The organism is Psychrobacter sp. NPDC077938 (assembly GCF_044542635.1).
Classification (GTDB): Bacteria; Pseudomonadota; Gammaproteobacteria; order Pseudomonadales; family Moraxellaceae; genus Psychrobacter.
In genome coordinates, this window is sequence record NZ_JBITUW010000006.1 from 185645 (window position 1) to 206615 (window position 20971).

The 20971-nt window shown below is 43.4% G+C and carries 19 protein-coding genes; 8 read left to right on the forward strand and 11 right to left on the reverse strand.

Annotation, left to right across the window (positions count from 1 at the left end; translation table 11 throughout):
• Positions 1 to 18 precede the first annotated feature (18 nt).
• The gene (locus ACIGBM_RS11400; protein ID WP_057761772.1) at positions 19 to 297 is read right to left on the reverse strand and encodes a type B 50S ribosomal protein L31; all 279 of its coding nucleotides are present in this window, start codon (positions 295 to 297) and stop codon (positions 19 to 21) included.
• A gap of 503 nt (positions 298 to 800) precedes the next feature.
• On the opposite strand from ACIGBM_RS11400, the gene ACIGBM_RS11405 reads away from it, so the two are divergent.
• Both ACIGBM_RS11405 and ACIGBM_RS11410 read left to right on the forward strand, forming a co-directional pair.
• Complete coding sequence (locus ACIGBM_RS11405) at positions 801 to 1406, forward strand: YceI family protein (protein WP_397477820.1); 606 nt, start codon at positions 801 to 803, stop codon at positions 1404 to 1406.
• Positions 1407 to 1630: 224 nt separating this feature from the next.
• Entirely contained in the window at positions 1631 to 2722 is a 1092-nt protein-coding gene (locus ACIGBM_RS11410; protein ID WP_397477821.1) for a GNAT family N-acetyltransferase, read from the forward strand.
• A gap of 154 nt (positions 2723 to 2876) precedes the next feature.
• On the opposite strand, the gene ACIGBM_RS11415 is transcribed toward ACIGBM_RS11410, so the two are convergent.
• Complete coding sequence (locus ACIGBM_RS11415; protein ID WP_397477822.1) at positions 2877 to 3314, reverse strand: hypothetical protein; 438 nt, start codon at positions 3312 to 3314, stop codon at positions 2877 to 2879.
• Positions 3315 to 3871: 557 nt separating this feature from the next.
• Here ACIGBM_RS11415 and ACIGBM_RS11420 point away from each other — a divergent pair.
• Entirely contained in the window at positions 3872 to 5491 is a 1620-nt protein-coding gene (locus tag ACIGBM_RS11420) for an FAD-dependent oxidoreductase (RefSeq protein WP_397477823.1), read from the forward strand.
• 131 nt (positions 5492 to 5622) lie between these two features.
• On the opposite strand, the gene ACIGBM_RS11425 is transcribed toward ACIGBM_RS11420, so the two are convergent.
• Positions 5623 to 6306 carry a TIGR00730 family Rossman fold protein gene (locus ACIGBM_RS11425; RefSeq protein ID WP_397477824.1) on the reverse strand — a complete coding sequence of 228 codons (684 nt, stop codon included), beginning with the start codon at positions 6304 to 6306 and terminating at the stop codon, positions 5623 to 5625.
• 381 nt (positions 6307 to 6687) lie between these two features.
• Between ACIGBM_RS11425 and ACIGBM_RS11430 the strand changes: the two genes are divergently transcribed.
• Positions 6688 to 7575: an alpha/beta fold hydrolase gene (locus ACIGBM_RS11430; RefSeq protein ID WP_397477857.1), complete on the forward strand. Its 888-nt coding sequence runs from the start codon at positions 6688 to 6690 to the stop codon at positions 7573 to 7575.
• 48 nt (positions 7576 to 7623) lie between these two features.
• Here ACIGBM_RS11430 and ACIGBM_RS11435 read toward each other — a convergent pair whose 3' ends face one another.
• Positions 7624 to 8346 carry a putative quorum-sensing-regulated virulence factor gene (locus ACIGBM_RS11435; protein WP_397477825.1) on the reverse strand — a complete coding sequence of 241 codons (723 nt, stop codon included), beginning with the start codon at positions 8344 to 8346 and terminating at the stop codon, positions 7624 to 7626.
• Positions 8347 to 8543: 197 nt separating this feature from the next.
• Between ACIGBM_RS11435 and ACIGBM_RS11440 the strand changes: the two genes are divergently transcribed.
• Positions 8544 to 9134, forward strand: coding sequence for a M23 family metallopeptidase (locus tag ACIGBM_RS11440; protein ID WP_397477826.1), 591 nt, complete (start codon positions 8544 to 8546; stop codon positions 9132 to 9134).
• 107 nt (positions 9135 to 9241) lie between these two features.
• On the opposite strand, the gene phoR is transcribed toward ACIGBM_RS11440, so the two are convergent.
• The 3 genes from phoR to dtd all read right to left on the reverse strand — a co-directional run bounded on the left by phoR (position 9242) and on the right by dtd (position 11661).
• On the reverse strand, positions 9242 to 10333 hold the full coding sequence (phoR, locus tag ACIGBM_RS11445; RefSeq protein ID WP_191114286.1) for a phosphate regulon sensor histidine kinase PhoR: 1092 nt from the start codon (positions 10331 to 10333) through the stop codon (positions 9242 to 9244).
• A 58-nt stretch (positions 10334 to 10391) separates the two neighbouring features.
• Positions 10392 to 11096: a phosphate regulon transcriptional regulator PhoB gene (gene phoB / locus ACIGBM_RS11450; RefSeq protein WP_057761786.1), complete on the reverse strand. Its 705-nt coding sequence runs from the start codon at positions 11094 to 11096 to the stop codon at positions 10392 to 10394.
• Positions 11097 to 11208: 112 nt separating this feature from the next.
• Positions 11209 to 11661 (reverse strand): D-aminoacyl-tRNA deacylase, encoded by a 453-nt coding sequence (gene dtd / locus ACIGBM_RS11455; RefSeq protein WP_397477827.1) that lies wholly within the window; start codon positions 11659 to 11661, stop codon positions 11209 to 11211.
• Between the two features lie 274 nt (positions 11662 to 11935).
• Between dtd and asd the strand changes: the two genes are divergently transcribed.
• Positions 11936 to 12769, forward strand: coding sequence for an archaetidylserine decarboxylase (gene asd / locus ACIGBM_RS11460; RefSeq protein WP_165597216.1), 834 nt, complete (start codon positions 11936 to 11938; stop codon positions 12767 to 12769).
• A gap of 84 nt (positions 12770 to 12853) precedes the next feature.
• Here the strand turns inward: asd and ACIGBM_RS11465 are convergent, their stop codons facing one another.
• The 4 genes from ACIGBM_RS11465 to fadB form a co-directional block, all read right to left on the reverse strand.
• Positions 12854 to 13483, reverse strand: coding sequence for an HD family hydrolase (locus tag ACIGBM_RS11465; protein ID WP_397477828.1), 630 nt, complete (start codon positions 13481 to 13483; stop codon positions 12854 to 12856).
• A gap of 233 nt (positions 13484 to 13716) precedes the next feature.
• The gene (locus ACIGBM_RS11470) at positions 13717 to 14292 is read right to left on the reverse strand and encodes an isochorismatase family protein (RefSeq protein ID WP_101205330.1); all 576 of its coding nucleotides are present in this window, start codon (positions 14290 to 14292) and stop codon (positions 13717 to 13719) included.
• A 285-nt stretch (positions 14293 to 14577) separates the two neighbouring features.
• Positions 14578 to 15750 (reverse strand): acetyl-CoA C-acyltransferase FadA, encoded by a 1173-nt coding sequence (fadA, locus tag ACIGBM_RS11475; protein WP_057761795.1) that lies wholly within the window; start codon positions 15748 to 15750, stop codon positions 14578 to 14580.
• A gap of 230 nt (positions 15751 to 15980) precedes the next feature.
• Entirely contained in the window at positions 15981 to 18140 is a 2160-nt protein-coding gene (fadB, locus tag ACIGBM_RS11480; protein ID WP_397477829.1) for a fatty acid oxidation complex subunit alpha FadB, read from the reverse strand.
• 799 nt (positions 18141 to 18939) lie between these two features.
• On the opposite strand from fadB, the gene ACIGBM_RS11485 reads away from it, so the two are divergent.
• On the forward strand, positions 18940 to 20007 hold the full coding sequence (locus tag ACIGBM_RS11485; RefSeq protein WP_397477830.1) for a polyprenyl synthetase family protein: 1068 nt from the start codon (positions 18940 to 18942) through the stop codon (positions 20005 to 20007).
• Between the two features lie 71 nt (positions 20008 to 20078).
• Positions 20079 to 20897, forward strand: coding sequence for a DUF72 domain-containing protein (locus tag ACIGBM_RS11490; RefSeq protein ID WP_397477831.1), 819 nt, complete (start codon positions 20079 to 20081; stop codon positions 20895 to 20897).
• Positions 20898 to 20971: the final 74 nt, after the last annotated feature.

Sequence of the window (20971 nt, forward strand, 5' to 3'; positions counted from 1 at the left end):
TTACACCATAAGTGTAAATTATTCAGCAGCGTCTGCAGCTTTCTTGCTACGGCCACCAAATGCGCCAAAGCGTTTGTTGAAGCTTGCAACACGACCTTCAGTAGAAGTTTTACGTTGCTCACCAGTATAGAATGGATGCGACGCACTTGAGATATCAAGTGGGTAGTATGGGTATTCTTTACCTTCGTATTCACGAGTCGCTTTAGTCTTAGCAGTTGAGCGAGTCAAAAAGAACACGTCAGCGTTAGTGTCGTGGAATAAAACTTCTTGGTAATTAGGATGGATATCTTTACGCATAATATACTCTCTAGGTCCGATGTATGTACAACGTCTAAATACAGCATCATCGATGATGTATCAAACAAATAATGACATACGTAACTGAGGCACTAAGGACATTACAAGTATGGCAACTGCGTCACTGGCTTATTCCAGCACCCAACACCACCCTTCTGTTCGCTTAGCCTTTCCCCAGCGGGAAAATTAAACCGCGATTTTAACGGTTTTTGACGTAAGACGCAAGGAGCAGTTGTGATAGAGATATGTGATAAGTTGTCACTGAAAGGTCGAGAGTGTTGAGATAGATGATTGATTTTAGTACAGTAATAAAGTTAGTTAAATTAATCAATGATATCCACTATTGTAGATAATCTAACTAAATACAACCTTAGCTATTAATTATACATAGTATGCTTAAAGGGTACAGCTACGCGATACAAACTCCATTTAAACATCGCTACTAGCAACTCATTTACTTCTCAATCACCCATAACTTAATTAGATTAAATAAGGATCATTTAATGATAAATACTAAAATAAGCACGGCTACCAAAGCACTATTTATTGGCTCAGCATTAGCAGTTACTACCATGGCAAGCGCTGCACTACCAACTCAGTGGGAATTAGACGACTCACATACTCGCGTCGGATTTTCTGTGAGTCATATGGGATTCTCAACCACCATGGGCCACTTCAATGATGTCGAGGGTATGGTGAATTATGATATGAAAGCCCCAAATCAAACCAGCATGAACTTTACCATTGCGACTGACAGTATCGATACCAATTGGGATGCTCGTGACAAACACTTAAAGACAGATGAGTTTTTTAATGTTGTAAAATATCCAACCATGACTTTCAAATCTACTCAGGTCAAATTCATCAATCCGCAGCAGGCTAAAGTAACGGGTGACTTTACTTTACTTGGTCAAACCAAACCACTAACCTTAGATGTCACGTTAAACAAAATCGCTAATAGCCCTCTTACCAAAGAGCCAGTCGTTGGTTTCCGTGCCACTGGTACACTTGATCGCGCTGCTTATGGTATGACCGCTTACGCTGACGGTATCACGACCAACGTTCCTATCCAAATCGATGGCGAGCTAGTAGAAAAAAAATCAAAGTAAGCTTATAGCTCTCTAATAGCTTTCGACAAAAACGAGAAAAGCAGCCTACCCTCATTTATAGAGGCAGGCTGCTTTTTTATTTTCTATAGATTCTTCTACGCTCTAATTATATATTCATTATTTTACATAAAAGGTTTTTATATACTTGAAGGCTTCATACTTTGTTGTTATATTCGTATATACGGATTTACGAATATATAACGCAACACTGAGGGAGCAGCAACGTGGATACAGTACAAGTTGATTACATAGCGATAGATGCTGAGTGGGATAAGAAGGTATCAAATCATCATTTTGATATATATCACTTATCTGGTTGGATTGCGGCCTCAGCTGTTATCGACAAGGGCAAACCTCAAGGCATCATCGCTCATTATAAAAATAAAGAAGTATTGTTACCCATTATAATTAGAGACATTGACTCAGAGCACTGGGATGCTACTTCCACTTATGGCTACGGTGGCCCGTTGATGGACAAAACCCTCACTGATGCCGAGTTAGACGTCGTACTAGATGAGATAAGAGCTTTTCTTTGCGAGAGAGGCTGCGTGTCTTTATTTATGCGGTTACACCCGATTATTAATAAAGAATGGATACCTACAGTTGGCAAAGCACTGACTCACGGGCTGACCTTGATGTCTGATTTGAGTAAGTCAGAAGAAGAGCATTGGAGCGAAACACAAAATCGACATCGCCGCGGTATCAAAAAAGCCATAAAGATGGATGTCGTGACAAAAACAGAATTCTTGACTAGGCAGAATGCGATGGTGTTCTCAGACATTTATAAAGAGACGATGCGACATGTCAAGGCCAGTGATTACTACTTCTTTGATGATGATTATTTCTTCAATTTGCTTGAGAACCTTCAAGAAAAAATACTGCTGATAACTGCCTATCAAGACGATAAAGCGATTGGGTCTTCTATATATACGCTCTGCCAAGAGTCTGGCATTATGCAGTTTCATCTTGGCGGCACGCTGAACGCTTATACACATCTACAACCTTCTAAACTTATCACTCACGTTGCTCGCAATTGGGGACGAGAGAACCGTTATGAAGTGCTACATCTTGGTGGCGGCGTTGGCTCCAATTTAGATTCTTTATATGAGTATAAAAAAGGCTTTAGCTCACAAGAGTTACTATTTAAGACTTATAGACTCGTTGTTAATGCAGTGAAATATACAGAATTAGTAGCTGATATCTGGTTCATGGAAAGTGATCTGCTCTCAGACTTTTTTCCTTTATATAGAAAAGAGCCTAGCAAAGAAGAAGTGTTAGAGACCATTCCGGTTGAGCCTTTAGCAAATGTGACATAGTACAGATTGCATCTAATACTAGAGAATATATGAACGCTACTATTGATACAATAAAGAGTAACCCCAAGCAAATAAAAAGTAGCCTACCTCTATGATTGAGGACAGGCTGCTTTTTTATCTTAACATTTTCGATTCAGTTTATATCTAACACCTGCTATTTACTTGGGATAACGTGCCAAACGCCAAGTTTATCATCACCGTCTTTGTCACCAACTTTTGTGTCATTAGCATAGAAGTATAAAGGCTTACCGTTCATTGCCCATTGATATTTACCATCTTCATGCTTAAATGCAGCAAACTGACCTGAGGCTTTAGCATCACTAGGTGCTTTGAAAATTGGCCACACAACTTGGCAGGCTGCACCGCAATCTGACTGGTTCATAGAGTCTTTATCAAACGTATATAACGTCATATGGTTGGTAGCATCTACCAACACCCCATTCTTGCTAGTGACTGGTGCTGTATTATTGCTCGTTGCCTGTACTTCATGCATACCCGACATATCATTACCGACTACGTTTTTTAAAGTAGTACACCCAGATAGTGCCAACACACCTGTTAGTGCCGATAACATCATTATATTTTTCATCATAACTTCCTTGTAATTTTAGTCGTATTTTTTATAGCGATAAGCTTGTGGTTGTTTACTTTATCGACTGTCCCTTTTGTTAATTCTGATATTTGTAATTTTGAACAGTCATCAAAACAGAACCTACGCTTCTTGTTAAGCAAAATAAATATAGCATATGCTCTTGAGTTATCTTGGTAATCAATATCCACGCTTACAAAAGTGGTCGAATTTTACAAAACAATAAAACGAGCTGATTTCCGATTTCACAAGTTTGCCACTTCTCTCGTTTACTCTATTTTTAGACAGGCTCGTTTGTCTGAAAAACTTCACACATATAGCGACTCGTTGACAAAACTCATGCATCTTCTTACGTATTTCCCATCATATTGTCTGTAGTTCTTCGTAAAATAAACCTATAGAGATGAAGAATGGCTAAACAATAGAAAAGATGACTATTGAAGTTCAGATTTGTGTGTTGAACTTAATTACCTTCACACGCATATCAAGAAATATAGAACATTGAATAAATATACCGAACACGGCCTAATACAGATGCTATTAAGGATACAACGACGACAATGACTCAGTCTTTTGATAAAAACTACGCTCAATCCTTTAATCGTGACGCTCATTCTGGGGTGTTATCTTACGGGGCGCAAAACACTCAACCTAAAAAACGTGTTGGCATTTTGGGTGGCGGTACTGCGGGATCGACGATTGCGATTCGACTTGCTGCGTTAGGATTAGAGACCTACTTATTTGAGAAGAAAAAATCTCTCATTGATGGACCACCTATGTGTCATTTGCATGCAGGTGGTAACTTGTACCGTGAAATACCGGACGAGGATTGCGTAGCACTGCTCAAGCAATGTATCGATATTTTGCGCTTATATCCGCATACTATTGACGTTCGTCCTACTGTGTTTGCTGTACCGACACGTGATGAAGGGTTGCCTGAAGACTTACTACCGCGTTTAGATATTTTGACCGATGCTTATCAAGAACTGATCGAGCAAGATGCTAATAATAAAGTATTGGGTGAGCCTGAAGATTACTACCAACTTTATAGCCATGAGCAATTGATTGAGCTGTCTGAACGTGAGCAAGTTGCTGTACCAAGTACGGTTGATGAGTGGATGATTCCAGTCGCTAGATACTTAGATTTGAACAAAGTTAAATTTCCGTTAATTGTCGTTCAAGAGTATGGTTGGAACATTTTTCGTTTAGCCGCTTCTGCCAAGCTTGCGCTCGAAGAGTACGACAATGCGCACGTGTTTACCGAAACTGCTGTACAAAAAGTCGTGCCGGTAGATTGTGAAAACTGTACCAACGCTGACCATCATGTCACCAAGTGGCGTATCGACTATCAACAAATCAATAGTCAAGAACATGCCTCTCAGCCTGAGTCTATCGAAGTTGATTACCTAGTTAACGCTTGCGGGTTCCGTACGGGTGTTATTGACGATATGGTCGGTGTCGAAGTTACGCGTATGGTTGAGTTCAAATCGTCTTATGTGACCCATTGGGGCGATGCTGGTGGACAGATACCAGAAATTATCGTCTATGGTCAACGAGGTACGCCAGAAGGCATGGCGCAGCTTACTCCCTACCCTGGTGGATATTTTCAGATTCATGGTATGAGTAAAGCCATTACTTTGTTTGATGATGGTCTTGTCGCATCAAGTGAAGACAGTGCGCAGCCTAAACTGCCACAGCAATATGTGCACTATATTGAAGACGGTTGGGATAAAGTACCCCTACAGGCGCGTAGTCAGCAAGCGATTGAGTATGTGGCGGAGTTTGTACCGACATTTAACAGCGCACGTACTGTTGGTAACGCGCTATATGGTGGACAGCAGATTCCTGGACAGGATGATACACTGCGAGTCGCTGATGTGAGCTTATACTCTAATATACGCTATGCCCGTGCAGAAAACGTCAAAGCATCTTCGACCTTGATTGCCGCTGATCAAATAGTTAATGAGCTGACAGATCTAGGTTTGATAGATAATGATACACCTCTGAATCGTAGTCGCTATGCCCATGAATGGTCGTACCTTGTCCATAACGATAGTCTCGCTGTTGATGAAGTCGCACGTGAGCTCGCTGAACAACGTGGATTTCCAATCGCTATGGCTCATGTCAATCATAGTATTCGTGAAGTAGCATTGGACGATCTCACGCCTGCTGATGCTTAGTCGGCATGAGTCTCTGATAGGTTGTTAATACATATAACAAAGGAGCAGATAACCGAGATTTGGTTATCTGCTCCTTTTTTGCAATAGCTTTTAATATTTAAGCATTTGCTGTGTATGAATAGCTATACGGCCTAACTATTACTACCAGCCATTTTCTCCGTATCCACAGAATCATCTATGGTCACTACTGTTTGTAGCATATCGATCGCTTCACTGATGGTATTGCACACCACTAGACGATCTAAATCTTCCTGCTTCATAAAGCCTTGCTCAGTGGTATATTTCAAATGCTCAATCATACGGTCATAAAAACCATTGATGTTCAAAATAATCATTGGTTTTTCGTGTTGGTACAATTGACGCCACGTGGCGATTTCCATAATTTCTTCTAACGTGCCTAGCCCGCCCGGTAGCGTGATAAAGGCATCGGCATACTCTGCCATGACGGTCTTACGCGTGTGCATAGTGTCAGTCAAATGCAAGCGAGTCAGCTGCTCGTGAGCGATTTCGTGCTTAAGCATAAAGGTTGGAATCACGCCCACTGCTTGCGCGCCGCCATTAATTACTTCATCCGCAACTGCGCCCATCAGACCGATACTAGCGCCACCATATACTAGCCCCATACCATTGTTTGCCAAGGCGCTACCGAGCTCGCGTGCTGCCTGTTCGTATACGTCACCGTTGCCCAAGCGCGAACCGCAATACACAGCCACGAGCGGCATGGACAAGGCAGATTTGTCGACTGCTTTTTCAATATTTGTAATGTCTTTGCTTGTGATTACGTCATAAGTATCATCGTTGATTTTCATTTGCATATAGCTTCCTTAATTACCTGTCAGTTTTTATTGAGTGCTTGTTATTAGTGAAGGCTGCATACCGACACCTATCATTTATATTGTCATGCACATGATTCATAAGACAAACTCAACCAAGCTATACGAAACTTGGAAGTCATATTTGAGCAACTGTCTTGCTAGCATTTATCTTAACATAAGCAATGCTACCACATAGTCACAACGATTTATCACTACGCAACGACTACAATTTCAAGGTGCGCATTTATTGTTCATCATAGCCCGATATTCATTATCTACTAATAAAAATACTAAGGTATACCCATGGATAATCACAACGCCTCTCCCACTGCCGAGCTATCAAGCTCTGTGCTTAATGGCACTCTCACTAATAAAAGTAATATGAATGACGCGAGCAATATTGATACTTACTCATTAAGCATCATGACCGATCGCAACCAAGCATTGGCAGCCACTGTCTATCGCCCTAAAGGTGCGACAAAAAAAGCTATCATGATGGCACCCGCCACAGGTATTAAGCGCCACTTTTATCATAATTTTGCGACCTACCTAGCAGAAAGCGGCTTCGGGGTGCTGACCTTTGATAACGAAGGAATCGGTGAGTCACTATCGACCGATCTGGCAAAATGTAGCGCTTCCTTGATCAGTTGGGGTCGCCATGACATGCCGGCTGTACTTGATGCCTTACAAGATGAGTTTCCTGATACGACTTATCATCTCATCGGTCATAGCGCAGGTGGTCAACTCATCGGCTTGATGCCCAACTATCAGGCGATTGGCTCAGTGTTCAATGTCGCTTGCTCGTCAGGACGTATCAAAAACATGGGCATGCCATATAAGCTCAAAGCCATGGGATTTATGGATGCGTTTATTCCATTCACTAATTTAACACTGGGCTATACGCCATCAGACAAAATCGGTATGGGTGAGCCGCTGCCACGCGGTGTGGCTCGTCAATGGCGTGAATGGTGCAATGGCGCAGGCTATATCAAAACCGCATTTGGCAAAAGCATACATACGCATTTCTATGATGAGCTCAGCATGCCAGCACTATGGCTTGGCTTTAGCGATGACGATATCGCCAACAGTGAAAACATGGACGATATGATAAGGGTATTTACAAAAATGCCTGTCGAAAAGCGTTTCTTGGACCCTGAAGATTTTGGACTAAATCATATCGGTCATATGCGCTATTTTAGCAGTAAGACCAATATGAAAGCGCCGCAGCTATGGCAGATGGCGGTGACATGGTTGCACGACCAACCATAAGCTTAGCAGCATGTCGCACCTTACATAGCAGACCCATGATACTTTAGATTACTTTTTCGCGTTTTCTGCTTCTTCCAGTTTTAAGCGCTTAGTCAGTGCCGAATACAGCGAAGGTTGCATGTTATGAATATTGCCTATCATCCATTTAACATAGCTGATAGGCACATCCTTGATCGGCTTGCCTTTATGCTTACCAAACGGCATCTTGTTCACAGGAGTCGCCTTATTGGAGATAGCATGTGCCGCTGCAAAATTTGTCGGCGCAATTTCTAGACGCTCGCAGCATGCTTGATACAGCAGATAGCACATCCGAGCATCGCCAAGCGCATCATGAGCGGCAATCGTCATTGCACTCGCCTCACCCTTGCCCAACAGCTGCTCGATACATTTGGACTGACCGTAAGCACGCCATTCTGGAAAAGCTGCCCGCGCAAGTCTCACCGTACAAATCAGCTTAGCAGAAGGACTGCCAATCACTCGCCAATCAAAACGTACGTTATGACCAATCAAGTACTCTGGTAATTCAAACTGTTCTAGCTCAAAACGTTCTAGACCGGCTACGTCATTATCGGTAATACCATGCACCTTTATGACAATAGGTGAAATAGATCGACCACTGTTAAAGTATTTCATCCACTCAAAACCAGTTGCTACATTGATAGTAGCAACTTGGATAGGTCTAGGATCACTGCCCTGATCTGTTTCGGTATCGATAACCAGCGCCGTTTCGCGCATGGTAGAAATATCAGCAGGCTTAAAAGCATCATTCATAAAGTATTAACCATCAGTAGCAACTATCTATGCTCAGCAGAAATGTTAAGTAGATAAAACTGTATTTGCTGTCTATATCCTTAACCATAAGAATATCTATGGGGGTAAAAACGATAGATAACAATGCGATACATACGTTATCAAACGAAGCTTTTATAATAAAAACTCAAATGACATCAAATATATATGAGACATCAATGCTAGCAGATGGAAATAACCAGCCTCCCAGACCTTCTTTTTTCAGTCGTTTAATAAGCCTATTGATTAAGGCTGTTGTATTGCTAGCACTGTTATTTGTCTTCGATAAGCTACTACCCAGTATAAGTCAACAAACGCAGTCATTTGTGGTTGCCAAATGGCAACAATTGAGTCTATTGCAACAAGAACTGCCGACCGAAAACAGCTTGCCCAGTCCACTACCAGAACGAAACCTGACAGACACTTGGGGCGCGGCACGTAGTCAAGGCCGCTCCCACGAAGGTATCGATATCTTTGCGCCGCGCAACACTCCCGTGCAGTCGACCACGCAAGGCGTAGTAAGCAAGGTTGGTGAAAACACCTTGGGTGGACGCGTAGTCGTGGTGGTAGGGCCTGGTGGCGCAGGACATTACTACGCTCATCTAGAAGACTATGCTGACATCTCCCCCAATGACTGGGTCAATCAGGGCGATGTGATAGGTTATGTAGGTGATAGCGGTAATGCAAAAGGTACACCGACACATGTACATTATGGTATCTATATTAATGGCAGTGCGGTCAACCCTTATCCGCTTTTGCAAAAGGATTAACGAATATAGAAAAGTATGTCGTTATCCTAATTTGAAGTCATGCTAGGTTTATATTAATCACAAAACTGAAGCCGAAAAACGAACGCTAATACAGACTAGAAATCATATTAATTGGCTGTGACGGATCTGACATAGTTTGAGGGAAATACCACACTGAATGTCGACCCTTCCCCTTCTACTGAATCGATTTGCAATTGCGCTTCGTGCTGGTGCAACACGTGTTTTACAATCGCTAATCCCAACCCCGTACCACCTGTCGCACGGCTACGACCTTTGTCGATACGATAGAAACGCTCTGTCAAACGGGCGATATGCTCTGACGCAATACCGATCCCATCATCTTCGACCGCGAAACGGCAGCCATCAGACGTCCTTGTCCAGCTAATAGTAATATTGCCACCCTTTGGTGTATATTTGATTGCATTGATTACCAAATTGGATAGCGCACTATTCAAGTACATCTCTGATCCGTACAGCCCATCATACGTATCTATATGCAAATGAATAATATGTTTGTACGCTTGATTGTAGGCCTGTGCATCGTCGTAGATATTGGTCAGTAGCTTAGTCATATCTATATAATGCAGCTCGTGTGACTCTTCGATTTCGATCTTAGACAGTAGCAGCAAGTCGTTCACAATTCTGTTCATACGGGCAGTTTGCTGGGTCATCAGCTCAAAACCGCGACGCCATTGCGGCGGCATATCTGGCTGATCGGAGAAATTTTCCAGATAGCCCATCATCACAGTTAACGGTGTTCTAAGCTCATGCGAGACATTCGCCACAAAATCCTGACGCATTTGCTCTAAGTGCCGCAGGCGAGTCACGTCATATACAAACAGCAATTTTTCATCGCCAAAAGGGGTCAATTCGCACTTTAAGTAGCGACTAGGATCTCGCCATGATTCTATATGGACGCCATCGTTGGGTATCGTTGTACCTTCATAGTACTGGCGGAACTCAGGTACAGTAATAAAGTCAAAAATATTTTGACCTTTGTCCTCTGGCTGTAGCAGCAATAAGTCTTGTGCTGCCTGATTCCACCACTCTAAACCGTCAGTATTATTGAGCAAAATCACTGCATCACGCAGGGCTCGTAGTGCACTGCCGATTTTTTTGAGTTGCTCCGCTGTACTTTGAGTAGATATTTGCTCTAGTAGAGCTGATTGCTCACTTTGTGCTGGCGCTATCTTGTCCATTTTTTATCCTTACCACTATCCGCTGCCTCAATATTGCTGCGGCATTATTTGTACAAGATTAACTTGGCTCAATCAGGCTAGAAAATCGGTAGCCTGTTCCACGTACCGTCTGTATCAATGTATCACAGTCATAAGGTCGCAGTAATTTACGTAGACGTTTGATATGCACATCAATGGTTCGGTCTTCGATATATACATTGCCGCCCCATACCTGATCGAGCAGCTGCGTGCGTGTATAGGCGCGCTCAGGGTGACTCATAAAAAATGCCAATAGACGATACTCTGTGGGCCCAACATCAACGATTTTACCTGCAGCTGTCACGCGCTGACTCTTAGTATCTAGACTTAACTGTCCAATTTCGATAGGTTTGTCGCTGCTCATCGCGCTACTGCGGCGTAGTACGGCTTTGATTCTAGAAATCAGCTCACGAGTCGAAAAAGGCTTGGTCATATAATCATCTGCGCCTGCATCAAGACCATGCACCTTACTGTCTTCTTCACTTTTTGCTGTTAGCATAATGACTGGTATTTCAGAGAGTAGCTCATCGTTTTTGAGCATACGACAAAAATCCACACCGCTCTTGTCACCCGGCAACATCCAATCTAACAGTATCAGTGACGGTCTATGATCGACCACTTGCTGATGCGCCTCTGATACGTCAGCCGCTTGCAAGCTATCAAACCCAGCCATCTCTAGCGTCATGACAACCATTTCACGAATCGCAGGCTCATCTTCAACAATCAAAATTTGCTCATTATACATAGGACATTCTCGGTGTTAGCGGACAAAATCTAGCATGTAAAAAGGCGATATATACTCACCAGTCTCTACCTATTAAACGGATTAATTATGACAGCTTGATGACACTCTAAAATCAGATTTCTAGTAAAAAATTAAGCGGCCCATCATTGACGCTCGACACTTGCATATCAGCACCAAACTGACCAGTTGCCACGTTCGGGTGTTTCGTTTTGGCATAGTCGACCAGTTTTTCAAATAACGCTTGCGCCGCAGCAGGTGCCATCGCTCCACCAAAGTCTGGTCGGCGCCCTTTGTCTGTTTTTGCCATTAGGGTAAATTGTGAAACTAAAAGCAACCCACCAGCAACCTGCTGAACGTTTTTATCCAGTTTACCAAATTTGGCCGGATCATCGTCATTTTCAAAAATGCGATAAGTCAGTATTTTGTCAATCATACGCTGGGCAGTGGCAAAATCGTCTTCGTGCCCTAAGCCAATATATGCCAACACCCCATGTTCAATCTCGCCAATACACTGCTGATCGACGACCACACTAGCCTGCTTCACCCGTTGTATGAGTGCTTTCATTTACTAATTCCTTAACAGATTATGGCCATACAATAATATGCTGTCCATGATAAAATACCGTCATTAACTTAACTATTATTAGGGCGTGTTTGATATTCACAAATAGGTACTGCGGATCGCTAAAACTGTTCCAGACAAGGTGTAAAACGACGATAATGCTCATGCCTTATCTAGATTTACAACGTAGTATGGCGCAATTTTATCCACTGTCAGTGCCATGGTCGAATTTCCAACACGCCCCTATTACATTACACCTTATTTTGGTAGCCTTATTATGAATGTATTTACCACCTTACAACAGCTTGTGCCGCAGCAAAAGCTCAGTAAAGTCGCTGGACGTTTGGCCGCCAGTCGTCATCCTTATGTCAAACGCACCTTTATCCGTAGCTTCGCCAAAGCTTATAATATCAGCTTAGACGAGTACGAACGCCAAAGCCTCAACGCTTATGAAAGTTTTAATGACTTTTTTACCCGCGAGTTAAAAGAAGATGCTCGTACTATCGACGCCACTGCAAATGGTATCGTGAGCCCTGCAGACGGTATTATCTCTCAGCTAGGACAAATCGAAGACCACAAACTACTACAGGCAAAAGGTCGTCACTATGATGTCGGCCAATTACTTGCTGATAGTGAAGATGGCAGTTATTTCGCTGATGGTAGTTTTGCAACTATCTACTTAGCACCTAGCAATTATCACCGTGTGCATATGCCGTTTACTGGCACATTGACCAAGACTCGCTATGTGCCTGGCACCCTGTTTTCGGTCAACAATACTACGGCGGCTAACGTGCCAGACTTGTTTGCGCGTAATGAACGTCTGGTCTGTATGTTTGATACCAAGTATGGCAAAGCAGCTGTTGTGATGGTTGGTGCTATGATTGTCGCTGGTATCGAAACCGTCGCGACAGGCAAGATTGCTCGTACTGACGACATATTCGAGTCTGATCATGATATGCAGTTTGCAGCAGGCGAAGAGCTCGGACGCTTCTATCTAGGCTCAACGGCTATCGTAGTATTACCAAAAGCAGCAAAGGCTGACTGGCTAGATGGTATGCAAGCCAATAGCGTCGTGCAAATGGGTCAATTGCTAGGAATGGCAAACGCTTAATAACATGCTTGTATAAAAGCACTTAAAATATCAGCCCAGTTAAGCGTAAATTATCATGCTTAATTGGGCTTTTTTTATGCAGACTTACGCGTCAATTAACCAGCCTTTCTGAGTTGCGTATGCAATATTATGTGAGAGCCAATCATGAATAGGAGGAAAGCTGTCTTTGATAAATGCATGCGCATCCGCCACTTGCGAGCGCGTAACGCCAAGCTCAATCCACGTTTTACCGTTGGTATTTAGATTGAGTAAAAACGGCAATAAGCGATCGACCACTTTGAGTAACTGACTCTCTTTGCTACTTCCTGTTTCTTGCGCTTCCCAAACCTCACTCAAATCACTAATGCCATTGCCTCGCTCACGTTGCAATCTGGCAATGCCTGCACGCTCTTCGACGTGTGCATCAGTACGCGTATCAGCATACAAAAAAGTATCTCCAGCATCAATCTCACCCAAATCATGGACTAATGCCATCTTCAGCAACTTTTCATGATTGACGTCTAGCGCAAATAATTCAGCAATCGACCAACAGGCCATCGCTAAATGCCAAGAGTGTTCGGCAGAGTTTTCTTTGCGAGTGGTCTGTGTCACATAGCTGCGGCGATTCACGCGTTTGAGCGCATCTAACTCCAATAAGAAGTGAGTGACATCATCGATATCGATAGATGAAGTAGATTCGGAATGAGTGAGTGATATAGAGCTGGCTTGCGACATTGATTTTCTCTGGCTTTCTCTAGTTATTGGTTTTAATACTTATAATTTCTGGCGATTTTAAATTTCATTGCTCAAGGTATTATGGTTAGTTTGATATCTAGCAATGATTAAAAGACTATTACCGTTATCAAAAAAATAGCGCTTATTTTACCAAGCGCTATCTATTATAAATTAGAAGATAAATGGTTAAATTGACATTTATCCAAGTCTTTAAGCAACTAAAGCTTAACCACCTACTTAATCAAATTAATAATGGTTTTAAACGCAGGATCTTCGCTGCTACGGCACAGTTCAAATAAGATTGATTCGACAGTACTAATCACCCCACCTGCACGGCGAATACGGCGAATTGCTTGCTTTTTGTCATAAGGAAAACGAGAACCCACCGCATCCCCAATAATGACAGGCTGCATACCATTATCCAATAAATCCAGTGCCGTCTGCATAATACAGACATGAGCTTCAGCACCAAAAAGCAGAACAGTACTACGGTTCTGCTGCGCTAGATGGTGCCATGAATCATTATTATCGCAGGCACTAAAGGTAACCTTTTCAAAGCTCTTGGCATTATCTCCTTCAAGTACGTCGCGCAGCTCTGGTAAGGTATCGCCCAAGCCTTTTTTATATTGTTCATTGAGCATGATTGGAATATTGAGCGCTTGCAGCCCTTTAATCAAGGTAACGGTTTTTTTGACGATATTTTCGTGGTCATAGATATGCGGCGTTAAGCGCTCTTGCACATCAACAATCATCGCTTGGGTATTCTCACGAGCGATTCGATAGGTGCGATCATTAATCATAGTAGACATAGTACACTCCTTGTACGGCTGACAGTTGCAACTAAAAACTATTTTAGAATTATCATAAACAGTGCCATGGTTCATCTTTCTCTTATTTAGTCATAGTTTCATGAATGCGTCAATGGAGATAATTTTTAATCGCCGTAATACTGTGTTTTTCGACTCTGTGATTTACTAACTGGCTAACTATTAATTTAACCCATAAAAAAACCTCTAGCCGTTATGACTAGAGGTTTTCCGTTAGCGAGTAGCTGTTTATTGAGTGTTCAAATAAACTTGTTTGTATCAATAAGATTAAACACGCTCAATAATAGTAGCGATACCTTGGCCAAGACCAATACACATGGTCGCTAGACCGATTTCAGTATCTGACTGCTCCATCGCGTTTAGCAATGTCACTGTGATACGAGCACCTGAACATCCTAGTGGATGACCTAGAGCAATGGCACCACCGTTGATGTTAACAATGTCTTGCTTATCAGATAGGTTTAGACCTTTCAATACTGATAGACCTTGAGCAGCAAATGCTTCGTTTAGCTCGATGGTTTGCATGTCATCGATGCTCATGCCAGCACGCTTCAATGCTTTTTGGGTAGCAGGTACAGGACCATAACCCATGATAGCGGCATCACAACCAGCAACAGCCATACTACGAATACGGGCACGTGGCTTTAGACCTAGATCTTTGGCTTTTTGTGCACTCATTACTAGCATCGCTGAAGCACCGTCGGATAATGCAGATGAGGTTGCCGCTGTTACTGTACCGCCTTTTGGATCAAACGCTGGACGTAGCTTTTGCATTTGCTCCATCGTTGCGTCTGGACGAATCACTTCATCAACCGTACATAGTTGCAGACGACCAGCAGCATCATGACCTTCGATACCGATGATTTCATTGTCGAAACGACCTTCAGTGGTTGCTGCCCATGCACGGCGATGTGACTCAAGACCAAACGCGTCTTGCTCTTCACGCGTGATGTTGTTCATACGACCTAGCATTTCAGCAGTCAAGCCCATCATGTTTGACGCTTTTGCATAATGCTTAGAAGCAGCAGGGTTCAAATCAACACCGTGCATCATGCCTACGTGACCCATGTGCTCAACACCACCGATGATGAATACATCACCTTGGTTGGTCATGATTTGTGCAGCAGCAGTATGTAGCGCCTGCATAGAAGAACCACATAGACGGTTAACCGTTTGGCCACCAGCAGTCTTTGGGATACCAGCTAGCAAACCGATGTTACGACCGATGTTCAAACCTTGCTCTAGCGTCTGGTTGACGCAACCCCAGATAATGTCTTCGATATCATTGGTGTCAAAGTCATTACGTTCTACTAGCGCACGTACTAGTTCCGCTGACATGCTATCAGCACGTACATGACGGAACATACCGTTTTTGGTCTTGCCCATTGCCGAGCGTACGCCATCTACGATGACCACATCTTTTGGACTTAAAGTTGTCATACCATATTCCTTTTCAATTTTTATTGTCAGTGTAGTCAGCCCAATTTACGCCTATTACCTTGTCAATCCCGCTCAAAGTACAATAGGTACATTTGTGCTTGATTCCCTCGTACTAGCGTTAAACCGAACCAACTATAATCGTACGTTCGCTATTGGAGACGGTTCATGTCTCAATTGCTTTCATGCAAAATAGCAAACGTACTGCACTTCATCCTAGTAATGACTGACTATTACGCTGTTGCGTAAAAAGTCTCGCCTGCGGCTGCCATGTCGCGAATCTTTTGTGGCGCTTCATAAGCTTTGCCAAGATGTGCGTATTTTTCACATAGTGCCAAGTAGTTATCTAGACCCATTTGGTCGACATAACGGCATGGGCCACCACGGAATGGAGGGAAACCTACGCCCATAATCATCGCCATATCGGCCTCGCTTGGGGTGCTTACGATGTTGTCTTCTAGGCAGCGAACGGTTTCGTTGCAGAAGGCAATCATAGTGCGATCGATGATTGCTTGATCATCAAACGTTTGCTTTTCGCTATCGGTCGTGGCTTTTAGCAGCTCGTAAGTGGCTTCATCAGCAACTTTCTTCGGCTTACCGCGCTTGTCCATTTCGTACTTATAGAAACCGATACCGTTTTTCTGACCCAGACGCTCATTGTCATATAGATGCTGGATAGCACCTTTATAGTCCGGCTTCATGCGATCAGGGAAACCATCAGCCATCACTGCTGCGCCATGTACACCTGTATCTAGACCGACTACGTCGATTAGGTATGCAGGACCCATCGGCCAGCCGAATTTTTCCATAACTTTATCAACATGAGCAAAGTCAGCACCTTGCTTCAGTAGCAAGTCAAAAGCGCCAAAGTATGGGAACAATACACGGTTAACTAAGAAACCTGGGCAATCGTTAACCACTACTGGCACTTTACCCATTTTAGAAGCAAGTGCAACGGTAGTCGCGATGGCTTCTTCAGATGATTTCTCACCGCGGATAACTTCTACCAATGGCATACGGTGTACTGGGTTAAAGAAATGCATACCAACGAAGTTTTCTGGACGCTCAAGCGCTTCTGCTAGGAACGTAATAGAGATAGTCGAGGTGTTTGACGCTAGGATACAGTCGTCTTTTACTAGACCTTCTACTTCTTTAAGTACCGCACGCTTCACGTTTGGATTTTCTACGACCGCTTCGATAACGATATCAGTCTCAGCAAAATCACCATAGTTCAAAGTAGGACGGATACGGCTTAAGGTTTCACCCATTTTTGCTGGGGTCATCTTGCCGCGATCAACCATTTTGCCAAGTAGCTTGCTGGCTTCACCCATACCAAGGTCTAATTGCTCAGACTTGATGTCTTTCATGATGATTGGCAAGCCTTTGCTGGCTGCCTGATAAGCGATACCGCCACCCATGATGCCAGCACCTAGTACGGCGGCTTCATTGATTTCATGTGCTAATTTGCTATGCTGTTTCGCTAACTTTTTAACCAATTGATCGTTTAAGAACAAACCAACCAAGCTTTCTGCTTGTGGGGTTTTAGCCGCTTTTGCAAAACCAGCCGCTTCTACTTCGATCGCTTTGTCACGTGGTAGGTTAACGTGTTTTTCAATGGCTTCGATTGCTAGCGCTGGTGCTGGATACTGCTTAGGATTGGCTTTAGCGAAAATAGCACCTTTAGCACTGTTAAACGCCATTGCTTGCTCAAGTTGGTTTAGCTTAACTGGAGCCAGTTTTTCTTCACGTTTTGCTTTCCAATCAAGCTCACCTGAGATACATTTTTTGACTAGATCAATTGCTGCATCTTGTAAGTCGTCAGCAGGTACAGTCGCGTCAACCAAGCCTAGCTTCAATGCTGCCAATGCTTTCTTTGGGCTACCAGTCGCGATCAGCTCAAGTGCGTTATCGATACCGATAATACGCGTACTACGAACTGTACCGCCAAAACCTGGGAAGATACCTAGCTGAGTTTCTGGCAGACCGATGATGGCTTTGTCACTCATGACACGGTATTCACAAACCAAAGTCATTTCACAACCGCCGCCCATCGCCGCGCCATTGATAGCCGCAACTTTAGGGAATGGTAGGTCTTCAAAACGATTGAAAGCGTCATTAACATGAACGACCCAATCTTTGATCTCGCTTTCTGATTTTTTGAAAGAACCGACGAATTCTGTGATATCAGCACCAGCGATAAACACGCCTTTGGCTGAAGTAACGATAAGACCTTTTACGTTGTCGGCTTTTTCTAACGCACTAACTGCTTCACCGAACTGCTTGTTGGTTTCGGCATCAAATTTGTTCACGCTCTCATTTTCGGCGTTGTACTGCATGTTGGCGATGCCATCCTCTAGCATTGTCACCGTGATGCGATTTCCTTGGTATACCATTTGAAACTCCTTTCTATATAACGAAAGCTACGTTTTGAATTAAAATAAATAGCCAGTTACTGTTAGTAAAATGGGTAATAGCACTGTGCGCTTGTCATGTTATAAAGACAAACATATAACCAGCTCACAAGTGAAGATGTCTTTATTATCCAGCGTTCATCATGATGCACGTATTTTGCATCTCTTGCATGACATCATATGACGCTTCATTTATGTACTGCTGTTGCAGGTACTGATGTTCAAAATATTGACTGAGACTTGGTCTAACACTCGGTATCGACGATTGAACATCCTGAGAAAAAACCCAGTAGGGTCACCATCAGACCATTTTCACGTCAATTAGTGTAGGGGATTATGCCCCTAACTGTCACAAGCTAATACCATACTCGCAAGTCACTCTTAAATCACTTACAGGCATTTACCTTACGATAAAAGTGTTTTAGTGAATAAATGTATACTGAATTGTTATTTTAGATTTATTTCGTGTTGCTCATTTTCATGCCTACCGCCTCAAAGATGATAGGCCGTTGATGCGATACGATTAATGCACCCCGCTTAGCTTGCTCTTTTATCAGAACATATTCAACCAGAGAGTGACATCATCCATCGGTAACGAAATCTTGTCGTTATATTGCAGCTAAGATTGCTCTACTTTTAAATAAACTTCGGTAGAAAAATGCAAAAAACAATCAATTGATACGGTGTGTCACATAAGCGATATGACCTATCATGCTACACTAATAGCGTTTTTTCCTTATCCCTAATAAGTTTTACTGTATCCCTGATAAATGGTTGGATTATGACTGTTTCCCTTACTTCTAGCACTACCTCTACTGGCTTCATCCCTTCTAACTTTGTCTCTTTTCAAAGCACTGAGCAGTTTCATGGTGCTGTGCGCGAGCAATTGGCGCAAGATATTGAGGTGTTGTTTGATTATGCCAAGCTCCCTAGCCCGCTAGTAGATGCTTGCCGCTATGTCATGACTGGACAAGGTAAATTGGTACGCCCACTGATGGTTGCCAGCGCTTTTGCCAGTATTAATAGCAGTAATAATGCACGTACAGACGAGCCTAATGACGACATTGATGCTGATCTAGACGCACTACTAGAAAACGACTCAGACTACGATATGTCGCGCCGTGCTGCATTGGCGGTAGAGCTGCTACATACCTACTCATTGGTGCATGATGACCTGCCGTGTATGGATGATGATGAGCTGCGCCGTGGGCAGCCGACTGCGCATATCGCCTTTGATGAATCGACGGCACTACTGGCAGGAGATGTATTGCAGACGCTAGCCTTTGAAGTCCTAACCGCGGAGATGCCAACTTTTGCGCCATTTAATGCAAATATCGCAAGTCAGCTTATGGCAATATTTGCGCCGCGCGCCAGACGCATGGTGTCGGGTCAAATGCTAGACCTCAATGCCGAAGCCAGTACCAGTATTGCGCAGGATGATTTGGAAGCCATCCATCGTGATAAAACAGGAGCGTTGATTGAAGCGGCAATGCTCATGGGCGGTATCTGTGCTGGTGCAACGGCTCCACAACGCATGGCATTGCAAGAGTGCGCGCAGCATATTGGTCTGGCATTTCAAGTTCAAGACGATGTACTAGACGTCACGATGACGACTGATACACTTGGTAAGCCTGCAGGTAGCGATGAAAAACTAGACAAATCTACCTATGTAAAACTAATGGGTGTCGATGACGCGACCAGCTATGCGCAATCACTATTTAATGAGGGACGTGCAGCCATTTCTCATGAACTAAATAGTCGTGAGCTTAGCGACAATGAAGATAACATTGGCACAGCTAATGATGCGCTACTGGCACTGATTGAATGGCTCTGGTCGCGTAAAAAGTAGCTTGTCGAATAGCAGCCGATAACAGATATCGTAGTAAATTTTATTACCCAAAACGGCAGTGAGTGGTCAACATGGACAGTTCCCCTACCCCGCGCATTTATCTTGGCACTGGTGGCTATAGCGATACCGATTTGCTCGGTACGCTTTATCCCACCGGTACCAAAAAAACCGACTTCTTACGTGAATACGCCAAACAATACGGCGCAGTCGAAATCAACAGTACATTTTATGCGCCCATCGGACAAAAAGCCTTTGCTGGGATGGTTGATAAAGCTTATGTACAAGCAGACAGTCAGTTGAAGTTCGCCGTCAAACTGCACCAAGATTTCACTCATGCACGCAAAGGCACTGCCGAGCACGCACAGGCATTTCTAAACGCCTTATCTCCACTTATCGAAGCAAATGCTTTAGCGCTATTATTGCTCCAATTCCCACACGGCTTTGACCGTACTCGTGAACATCGTCTCTATTTAGCAAACCTCGTTAGCTGGTTTCAAGACTATCCGCTCGCCATTGAATTTCGTCATAACGGCTGGCACACACCGCAAGTGGTTGATAGCTTTCGGCAGCAAGGTTTGATTTGGTGCAGCGTCGATTATCCCAAGATTAGCGGACTGCCACCATCACGATTGATATTCACTGAGCGCACTGGCTATCTACGTATGCACGGCAATAATCTAAACTGGTGGGATGCGATGAGCGCGGCTGATCGCCATGATTATCGCTATAGTGAGTCGGAGATGCAGGACTGGGCGCAAGCGATTGCTAATCAGCGTCAGCACTTTGATACGCTCTATATTTTCTTTCAAAACACCGTCAATGCACACGCTTATTATAATATTGCGATGCTGCGAGAAGCGTTGGGTAGATTTGGGTTTGAGGTACGGTAAACTTATTTATGATTCCATGAGAAAAACCCATCTGTTCCTTTTCATTTACTCTGTAATCAAAAATCACTTTTTTA